This is a genomic window from Synechococcus sp. 65AY6A5, assembly GCF_002760415.1.
Taxonomy (GTDB): Bacteria; Cyanobacteriota; Cyanobacteriia; order Thermostichales; family Thermostichaceae; genus Thermostichus.
The window spans coordinates 127,229-135,607 of record NZ_AXUW01000002.1 but is presented as its reverse complement, the minus strand read 5'-3'; the positions used below and the strand labels follow the sequence as shown (position 1 = coordinate 135,607).

Sequence of the window (8,379 nt, the reverse complement as noted above, 5' to 3'; positions counted from 1 at the left end):
CAGAATGCTATCGCTTCACCGCTGAGCAGTAATGCTCAGCAGTGTTCAGCGTAAATGTATCAGGTACAGATCTCAGACCAACCCCAGTGTAGAGTTTGCAGCTAGGAAACCCCAAAAATCCTCAGCAAGACTCCGGCACGGACGGAAAACTGCGCTCCCAGCCATAGCGGTCTGGAAGAGCCTCCCCAGCACCTCAAGGTGCCAACTGCGCGATAACAACAGAACCGCAAAATCTAAGATTGAGAACCCCAATCCCTGCCACCGTGCTTTCTGCTCTCTCCGCAAAAGAGGCGGCAGCCAAGGGATCCTAAAATAGGGGGAAAGCTCTCTCCCGGCTCCACCGTGGCACCTCGTGGTTTCAAACCCATTCAGAACCGCTCCGGTAGGGAGAGCCTGGCTCCCTACGTGCGCACCTTGCCCCTGGTGATCGACGCCATGCTGGATCTGGCGCAGGTGCGGGGCGACGATCTCCTCTACGACTTGGGCTGTGGGGATGGCCGCATTCCTATCCGGGCAGCCCAGCGCTGCGGCACGCGGGGCCTGGGGGTGGATATCGACCCAGAGCGCATCCTAGAGGCACAGCAGGCGGCCCAAGCCGCTCAGGTTCAGGATCGGGTCAGTTTTCGGCAGCAGGACTTGCTCACCCTGGATCTCTCGCCAGCGACGGTGGTGACCTGTTATTTGCTGCCCCGCTCCCACCTGCTGATTCGAGACAAGCTGCGCAGCGAGCTCCGGCCTGGCGCCCGCCTGGTCACCCACACTTTCGATATGGGGGATTGGCCGCCCACCGCCACCACCACCGTGTCAGATGTTATCAACACCTACACCATCTATCTCTGGCGGATTTAGCCCCCACTTTTTGCCAGCCCTCTTGACTTGCCTGTTCGCTCCTGGCCTAATTCAACTCAGCCCTCTCTCCCGTTCCCCCTTGAGACGCCGTCTACTTGAGTTCTGGCGCCGCCGCTTCCCCCACAGCCTGCGCACTCAGGTGGCGCTGGTGATTGCCAGCCTTTCCTTTGTCCCCAACTTGGTTTTCATCCTGTCGGTGCAGTGGATCCTCCCCGGCACAGAGCTCAGCCCCGAGGGATCTGTCCTGCTGCTGCTGTGGATCCCTTTGCTAGCAGGGCTATCGGCAGTGGTGGGCTATGTCCTGTCTTCCCTAATCTTGCGGCCCCTCACCTTGCTGGCCCGCGAGCTGGGCCATCTGGAAACCTTAATTAGCCAGCCGGCCCGTTGGAATTTGCTGCTCCGCCCCGGGGATCCCCAAGAGGCTTTGATCCTGCGCCAGGCCTTTGCCCATCTGCTGCGCCAGATCCAGATTGACCAATTGCGGCGGGAAGCCTTTACCGCCACCTTGGTGCATGACCTGAAAACCCCTCTCATTGCCTTTGGGCATTTGCTAAGTGCCCTCAAGCAGGAGCAGCAGTTGCAGCCGGAAGAGCGGCTTGCCCTGCTGGATCGCATCTTGCAGGAGAACCAACGCAATCTGTCCCTGGTGCAGCGGATGGTGGAGGCCCACCGCCTAGAGCGGGGCGAGATCGAGCTACATCCTCGTCTTTGCGATCTGGGATCCCTGGCCCGACGGGTGGCCGAACGCATGGGATCCCTGGCCCGAGAACGGGGGATCGACCTGCGAGTGGAGGGAGAAGGGTGGGCCAATGCCGATGAGGCCGAGCTGGAACGGGCGCTGGTGAACCTGGTGGACAATGCCTTGCGCTACGCCCGCCAGGTGGTGGTGCTGACCATCAGCCCTCGCCAGATCCAGGTGCGGGATGACGGGCCCGGCCTGCCGGCTCCCCTGGAAGAGCTGGCCCAGCCCTACATCGCCCAACCCATTCACATCGCCGGCCAGCACTACCCGACCGGCTCAGGAGGTCTGGGGCTGTACATCGCCAAACGTATCCTGCAAGCCCACGGAGGAGACTTGTGTTTGGTGGAGACGGGATCCCAGGGCACGACCCTAGCGCTGGTGCTGCCCTGATCCCCAACCCCGCCAGGGGAGAAAAGCGCCCAAGGGATCCCCTCTGCTTCGCGTTAGTGGTGTGGAGCGCTTGCAGCTCACTCGACAGGGCGGCCCCGATACATCAATCGATACTTTGCCGGCGGGAGCGCAGCCGTTTGCTCTTGGCGTTCTTCTGTTGCAACGGACGGGGAAGGAGGGGGGCTGTCTTTTTCAGACCACAAACCCAGCTGCTCGAGAACCGCGTGAAGAGCTTCCGTGTCGATGGGAAAAGACCACCTGGCTGCCTTGTAAATTTGCTCGAGGGAGTGGAGAATGTCGTCGGCTTCGGCCAAACCGGGGATCACCTCGGCTGCCCCCTGGTAAATGGCCCAGCGCCGCTCTGCCGGCTCGATGGGGCGACGAGGGTAATGAGTGAGAATCACAGGGATATCCGGAAGCCGGCTCCGACACTCTCGACAAAAGGCATAGGGGTTAAACAGCCCCGTCGTCATATCCACCACCATCAGATCCGGAGAATGAGTTGCCGCCACCTCCACCAGATCTGCCTGAGGAGAAACCAGCACCACTGTATGGCGCTGAGACTCCAGCACCAGCTTCCAGAGCTGGGCTTGCAAAAGCTGACCCTGAGCCACCAGAACGGTCTTGGTCACGGTGAGCAGAGAAACGACTTGCCTTAGTTCACAACTTTGCCTACGGCGCAAGGTAGCATTTCCAATAGAGAAGAAACAGTAACTAGCTATACCGGTAGTGCTGGGCTGACCCAGCCGCTTGGATACGTAAACTACCCGACTCCGACCGCCCCTCCTTCCCCCCCAACCCCCCGTATATGGGGGCAGGGGGGCGGGGGGATTGAGGGGGTACAGTGCGGGGCTCCTGCAGTTTCTAGCTGAAACTCCACCGATCTGCGACAAGTTTTTGGGTACAGCTTGCCCGGCGGCCTCAGCACTTGCCTTGCTCGGTCAAACCACCCTCAGCTTCCTCTTCGGTTTCGGAGGCCAGCTCGGCCTGCAAGGCCTGCCACTCCTCCGGGGAGAGGGAGTGAAGTTTTTCTTGGATTTGCTGCCTCTCGAAAGTGGCCCACTGGGCCTTCAGAGTCATTTCCCTGCTCAACACCCGCTTCAGGTAGCCCACCGTCCAGCCCAGGCATCCCAGCAGAAACACCACACTCGACACCTGCTGCGCCGCGCCCGTATCTAAGCCGGCCCAAAGCAGCAGCCCGTAGAGAAGTCCTCCCCCCAAGAGCAGGGCTAGGCCAATGCCGAGAACATCCCGTCTGCGCATGGCTGGTAGGTTGCAGAAGGGCGAGCTCTAGAGCGAACGCGGCTTGGGCCGAAACGTCATGAAGGGAGCCACGAGCACCATACCGGGGAAGAAAAACAAAACTAGGAAAAACATCAACACCTTTTCCCAGGCACCGCTGTAGTTCCAGCGCTTGTCCACGTACACCAAAAACAAGAACGGCAGCACCAGCAGGTAGAGAACTGCTAGCGCAGCATAGGTCAAGCCAATGAGCGTCGAGGTAGAGAGCATATCCAGTTGCCTCGAATTAACCTGGGCAAATCCAGTCCAATCGGGGTCATATTACAGCATTGTAATAGTGAATGAACTTGTCGGCTTAGCCGGCTCTTCGCCTCATCGCTATAAACTCGTGCTGATGGCCCCGACAGGGCAGGTGGGGATGCATTGTTCGCACATAACACAGCGATTACGCAGAAACTCCAGTTTCCAGTCGGGAGCGGAAATCTTCAGTGCCTCGGTGGGGCAAACGCCCGTACACAAGCCGCAATCCACGCACAAATCTGGGTCGATCTGAATTTCTTTAGCCCGCTCGGCCACCTCAATGCCCAAAGACTGCACCCACTCCAGCCCCGCCTCCACCTGGTCGATATCTCCCGAGAGCTCCACCACCAGGGTGCCCACTTCGTTAGGGGTTACTCTGGCACGGACGATGTTGGCGGCTACATCGAAGTCTTTCGCCAGACGATAGGTGAGGGGCACATTCACCAAGTGGCGAGGAAAAATCAGGGTCACTCGTTTGCGCACGGATTTGACTTGCGTAGCTGAGGTACGACGACTCTTCCAGTATGCCAAGGCCGACTGCCAAGTTCGGCCATACTGCAAGCAAAAAATCTCCCCTCACCGGCAGAACAGATGGGGTGCTTTCTCGCCTGCCCGCAGGTTGGAAGCTATGAAAGGCGCCCCGCGGCCTGCCACAATAGGGGCAGAGCGTCTTCGATCCCCATGAACTCGGCCCGGCCCCGTCTCAACTCCGAGCACTACCGACAGATGTTGGTGCGCGATGGTGAGCGTCGCTTCCGCGAGTGGCACACTGCCTTTCTCAACTACCAGCGGCAGTTTTTGCAAGAGATGAAGCGGCTGCAGCTCCGTTCTTCCTCGAATGGCTAATTTCTTCAGGAATGCCTACGCCCACTACTTTCAACCTGCTGCCGATCTGTTCTGAGCCCGATCCTTCCCTCCGCCAAGAAACTTTGGAATTGTTGGAGTGGCCCCGCCTCTGCCAACACTTGGCCAGCTTTGCCGCCACACCCCTAGGCCGCCGCGCCTGCCTAGAGCTGGATCCCTGGCGGAGCCGCGCCGAGAGCGAGGTCTGTCTTGATCAAACGGAGGAGGCCATCCGGCTGGATTGCAGCCAGCCAGGGGGGATTTCTCTGGACGGGATCCACAACTTGCTGCCGGCCCTGGAACGGGCCGAACGGGGGGGCATTCTGAGCGGGGAAGAGCTGGTGCAGATTGCCACCACCTTGGGGGCTGCTCGCCGCCTTCGCCGACTCATCGATGCTGACGAGCGCCTGCCCCGCCTGCAGGAGTGGGTGAGCAATCTGCGCACCTATCCTGAGCTAGAGCAGGAGATCTTCCGCTGCCTGGACGAACACGGCGAGGTGAGAGATAGCGCCAGCGCCGCCCTGGCAGACCTGCGCCGTCAGCACCGCCAGTACCGCAGCCAGATCCAAGAACGCCTACAACAGGTGATGAGCCAGCACCCCCAGGCGCTGCAGGACACGTTGATTGGCCAGCGGCAGGGGCGCTTTGTGCTGATGGTAAAGGCCACCCATCGGGATCTCATCCGCGGCATTGTGCACGACAGCTCTGCCAGCGGGGCCACCCTCTATGTAGAGCCCTACGCTGTGGTGGAGCTAGGCAACCGGCTGCGGGAAACCCAGGCCCAGATCCAGGCGGAGGAAGAGCGGATCTTGGCCGCCCTCTCGGCCCAGGTGGGATCTGTTGCCGAGGATTTGGAGCATCTGCAGGCGGTGATGGTGGGGCTGGAGGTGGCGTTGGCTCGCGCTCGCTACAGCCTTTGGTTGGGGGGCAATCGCCCCCAGTTTGTCCCGGCAGGATTGCGCCTGCGCCAAGCTAGGCACCCCTTGCTTCTGTGGCAGTCTCGCGAGGAAGGCAAGGGCCCGGAGGTGATCCCGATCGATTTCACCCTCTCGGAGTCCATCCGCGCCGTGGTCATCACCGGCCCCAACACTGGCGGCAAGACGGTTGCCCTGAAGACCTTGGGGCTATTGGTGCTTATGGCCAAGGCGGGGATCTTCCTGCCCGCCCAGGATCCGCCCCAACTGCCCTGGTTCGACGGGGTCTATGCCGACATCGGCGACGAGCAATCGCTGCAGCAAAGCCTCTCCACTTTTTCCGGGCATATTCGCCGCATCAGCCGCATCGTGCAAGCTTTGCAGTCGGAGCCGGCGCCGGCCCTTGTTCTGCTGGACGAGGTGGGGGCAGGCACGGATCCCAGCGAGGGCGCGGCCCTGGCTGCCGGGCTATTGGAGTATCTCGCCGAAAAGGCCCTGCTGACCTTGGCCACCACCCACTACGGCGAGCTGAAGGCTCTGAAATACCAGCATCCCGGCTTTGAGAATGCCTCGGTGGAGTTTGACGAGGCCACCCTGGCCCCCACCTACCGCCTGCTGTGGGGGATCCCTGGTCGCTCCAATGCCTTGGCCATCGCCCGGCGGCTGCACCTGGAGCCGGAGATTCTGCGGCGGGCGCAGCAGCATCTGCAGGGGGAAAGCCAGGTGGATAAGGTGATCGCGGGGCTGGAGGCGCAACGGGCCCAGTTGGAAGAGCGGGCCGCCCAGGTGGGATCCCTGCACCAAGAGCTGGAAACCCTGTACCGCCAAATGCAGCAGCGCAGTCGGCAAATGGCTGAGCGAGAGGCGCAACTGGAGTACCGGCAGCAACAGGGGCTGCAAGCCCTCTTGGCCGCCGCCCGCCGGGAGGTGGCCGCCGCCGTCCGCAAGCTGCAACAGGGGGACGATCCCCAGCAGGTCGCTGCTGAGCTGGAGCAGATTCGCAGGCGCTACTCGCCGCCGCCGCCGCCCGTTGAGACTGAGTTCGTGCCAGAGGTGGGGGATCGGGTGCGGCTGCGGGGCCTGGGACAGACGGGAGAGGTCATTGCCGTCGAAGGAGAGGTGTATGTGGTGCGCAGCGGCATTCTCAAGTTCACGGTGCCGCGGGGCCAGTTGGATCCCATCGATGAACATCAGGCCAAACAGCGCCAGCGCCCCAAAGCTCCTCCTTCCCCACCGCCCACCACTGCTCCCCTGAACCTGCGCACCAGCCGCAACACCCTTGACCTAAGGGGGAAAACTGTAGCCGATGCCGAGGCGATTCTGGAACAGCACTTTGCCCAAGCCCCTCCTGGCCCGGTTTGGATCATCCACGGCCACGGCACGGGACGCCTGCGGGCCGGCGTCCAGGCCTACCTCCAAAATCACCCGCGTGTCCAGAGGTTTGCCCCAGCGGATCCCCAGGACGGCGGTACGGGTGTGACTGTGGCCCACCTGCGGTGAGGGTCAGGCTGTTTCAAACTCCCTGACAGTCGTTTCAAACAAGGTTAAGGCACTTTGCCGCTGGCCTTCACCCGCCCCTCTTCCTCAGGGGGAGAGGGAAGCTGAAGCTCCACGAACAGGCTGTTTGGTAACTGTTCAAACTTGACTTTGGAGCGCCGCTGCCGAGCTGACGGGCTGGGATCCCGCTTGGCGGTGCCGACTTTGCCAAAGCCAGTAGGCGCGCAGCAGTTGGCTATCTCCAATTAACTTGAGCATCACCGCCACCGTCGCGCCGGTCCAGCAGAGGGGGCCGAAAGTGGCACCTGCTGCTGCCAACAGGGCCAACCCGGAAAGATTCAGCCCCAAGCCCTGTACCCACATCCACCAAACAGTCTCACGCTCTAACATTGGCCAGATCCCAGAGGAAGAATTGGATAGCCCTACTCTCTTGAATCTGAGGTGGGATGGGGATGTGGCCAAGCCTCAGCCCAGATGCCCAAAGCTGCATACTTCGAGGGGCGTTATGTCCATAGCGCTTAACCACCTAGCCCATCCACTCCTGCAATCGGGCCAGGGCCCGCCGCTTTTGCGTTGCAGAGCGGACGCTGCTCTTCGTCAGCCGGTTGCAGCCATGCACCAGACCCTTGCCTCCCAGCGCCACCAGAGTGACCCGCTGGGTTTGCCCCGGCTCAAAACGCACCGCTTGGCCGGAAGGGATGTTGAGGCGCCTGCCAAAGCTGGCGGCGCGATCCAACACCAGGGCTCGGTTGACCTCAAAAAAGTGAAAATGGGATCCCACCTGAATGGGCCGATCCCCCCGGTTGGTGACCTCCAGCATCCCAGTGGCCCGTCCGACATTGGTTTGGATGGGATCCTCTGCCAGCAGCAGCTCTTCCGAGATCGGGGCTGGTTCAGGGTCGGCAGCAGGCGTGGCTTTGGATTTGCGAGCCATGTGACATCCTCTCCCGCTAAGCCCTGACGGGCTGTAGACGGGAGCTTCCGAGAATCACTTCCCGGAGTTGCTGCTTCAACGGACTGGTAAACCAGGATCCTCCACAGCCAGAGAGCGGCAGTCCCACCGCCCTGAGTCCACGCTTCAAAATCTCGATAGCAGCGTTCAAGTCTCTGTCCCACGACCCGCAACGGGGGCAATCATGCACCCGTTCCGACAAGGTCTTGGGAACACGCTCCTCACAAACACAACAATTTTGGGACGTACCACGGGGATCCACTCTCAACACCTGTTTGCCGCGTTTGACCGCCACTGCTGTCAGAATGTCAAGAAATCGTCCCCAAGCCGCATCCAAAATCGATTTAGCCAACCGAGTTCGTGCCAGCCCTCGGACGTTGAGATCCTCCACCACCAACAGGTCGTATTGCCCCACCAGCCAGTGCGCCACTTGGTAGTGGAACGCTTTGCGTTGTCGGGCAACGTGCAACTGCAAACAAGCAACTTTCGTGGCTTGTCTCTTCCAGTTGGCGGATCCCTTCACTTTGCGGCTCAGTTGCCGCTGCTGTCGGGCCAAGTGCTTTTGGGCTCGGCGGTAGTGCCGCGGGATAGGCACCACCTCCCCATCGCTGGTGGTGAGAAACCTATCCAATCCCACATCAATGCCCACC

The 8,379-nt window shown here is 61.1% G+C and carries 11 protein-coding genes; 4 read left to right on the top strand and 7 right to left on the bottom strand.

What is annotated here, in order from left to right; all coding sequences use genetic code 11:
* The first annotated feature begins 342 nt into the window (after positions 1 to 342).
* Together SYN65AY6A5_RS12395 and SYN65AY6A5_RS12390 are read left to right on the top strand one after the other, a co-directional pair.
* The gene (locus SYN65AY6A5_RS12395; protein WP_011431366.1) at positions 343 to 849 is read left to right on the top strand and encodes a class I SAM-dependent methyltransferase; all 507 of its coding nucleotides are present in this window, start codon (positions 343 to 345) and stop codon (positions 847 to 849) included.
* A 79-nt stretch (positions 850 to 928) separates the two neighbouring features.
* A complete protein-coding gene (locus SYN65AY6A5_RS12390; RefSeq protein ID WP_228375346.1) occupies positions 929 to 1,981 on the top strand; it encodes a HAMP domain-containing sensor histidine kinase in 1,053 nt (350 codons plus the stop codon).
* Positions 1,982 to 2,058: 77 nt separating this feature from the next.
* On the opposite strand, the gene SYN65AY6A5_RS12385 is transcribed toward SYN65AY6A5_RS12390, so the two are convergent.
* From SYN65AY6A5_RS12385 to SYN65AY6A5_RS12370, 4 genes are all read right to left on the bottom strand, one after another.
* A complete protein-coding gene (locus SYN65AY6A5_RS12385; protein ID WP_041438612.1) occupies positions 2,059 to 2,613 on the bottom strand; it encodes a response regulator in 555 nt (184 codons plus the stop codon).
* 289 nt (positions 2,614 to 2,902) lie between these two features.
* Positions 2,903 to 3,244: a DUF3007 family protein gene (locus SYN65AY6A5_RS12380; protein ID WP_011431369.1), complete on the bottom strand. Its 342-nt coding sequence runs from the start codon at positions 3,242 to 3,244 to the stop codon at positions 2,903 to 2,905.
* Positions 3,245 to 3,271: 27 nt separating this feature from the next.
* Entirely contained in the window at positions 3,272 to 3,493 is a 222-nt protein-coding gene (gene ndhL, locus SYN65AY6A5_RS12375; RefSeq protein WP_011431370.1) for an NAD(P)H-quinone oxidoreductase subunit L, read from the bottom strand.
* Between the two features lie 108 nt (positions 3,494 to 3,601).
* A complete protein-coding gene (locus tag SYN65AY6A5_RS12370; RefSeq protein ID WP_011431371.1) occupies positions 3,602 to 4,006 on the bottom strand; it encodes an NIL domain-containing protein in 405 nt (134 codons plus the stop codon).
* A gap of 198 nt (positions 4,007 to 4,204) precedes the next feature.
* Between SYN65AY6A5_RS12370 and SYN65AY6A5_RS14080 the strand changes: the two genes are divergently transcribed.
* Both SYN65AY6A5_RS14080 and SYN65AY6A5_RS12365 read left to right on the top strand, forming a co-directional pair.
* Positions 4,205 to 4,369, top strand: a complete 165-nt coding sequence (locus tag SYN65AY6A5_RS14080) for a hypothetical protein (RefSeq protein WP_168173329.1) — start codon at positions 4,205 to 4,207, stop codon at positions 4,367 to 4,369.
* 11 nt (positions 4,370 to 4,380) lie between these two features.
* Positions 4,381 to 6,780, top strand: coding sequence for an endonuclease MutS2 (locus tag SYN65AY6A5_RS12365; RefSeq protein ID WP_011431374.1), 2,400 nt, complete (start codon positions 4,381 to 4,383; stop codon positions 6,778 to 6,780).
* A 135-nt stretch (positions 6,781 to 6,915) separates the two neighbouring features.
* Here the strand turns inward: SYN65AY6A5_RS12365 and SYN65AY6A5_RS12360 are convergent, their stop codons facing one another.
* The 3 genes from SYN65AY6A5_RS12360 to SYN65AY6A5_RS12350 form a co-directional block, all read right to left on the bottom strand.
* Positions 6,916 to 7,167, bottom strand: a complete 252-nt coding sequence (locus tag SYN65AY6A5_RS12360; protein ID WP_240527800.1) for a hypothetical protein — start codon at positions 7,165 to 7,167, stop codon at positions 6,916 to 6,918.
* Between the two features lie 136 nt (positions 7,168 to 7,303).
* Entirely contained in the window at positions 7,304 to 7,711 is a 408-nt protein-coding gene (gene ureB, locus SYN65AY6A5_RS12355) for an urease subunit beta (RefSeq protein ID WP_099812757.1), read from the bottom strand.
* Positions 7,712 to 7,727: 16 nt separating this feature from the next.
* A partial coding sequence (locus tag SYN65AY6A5_RS12350) for an RNA-guided endonuclease TnpB family protein (RefSeq protein ID WP_143597169.1) occupies positions 7,728 to 8,379 on the bottom strand: 652 nt, incomplete at its 5' end.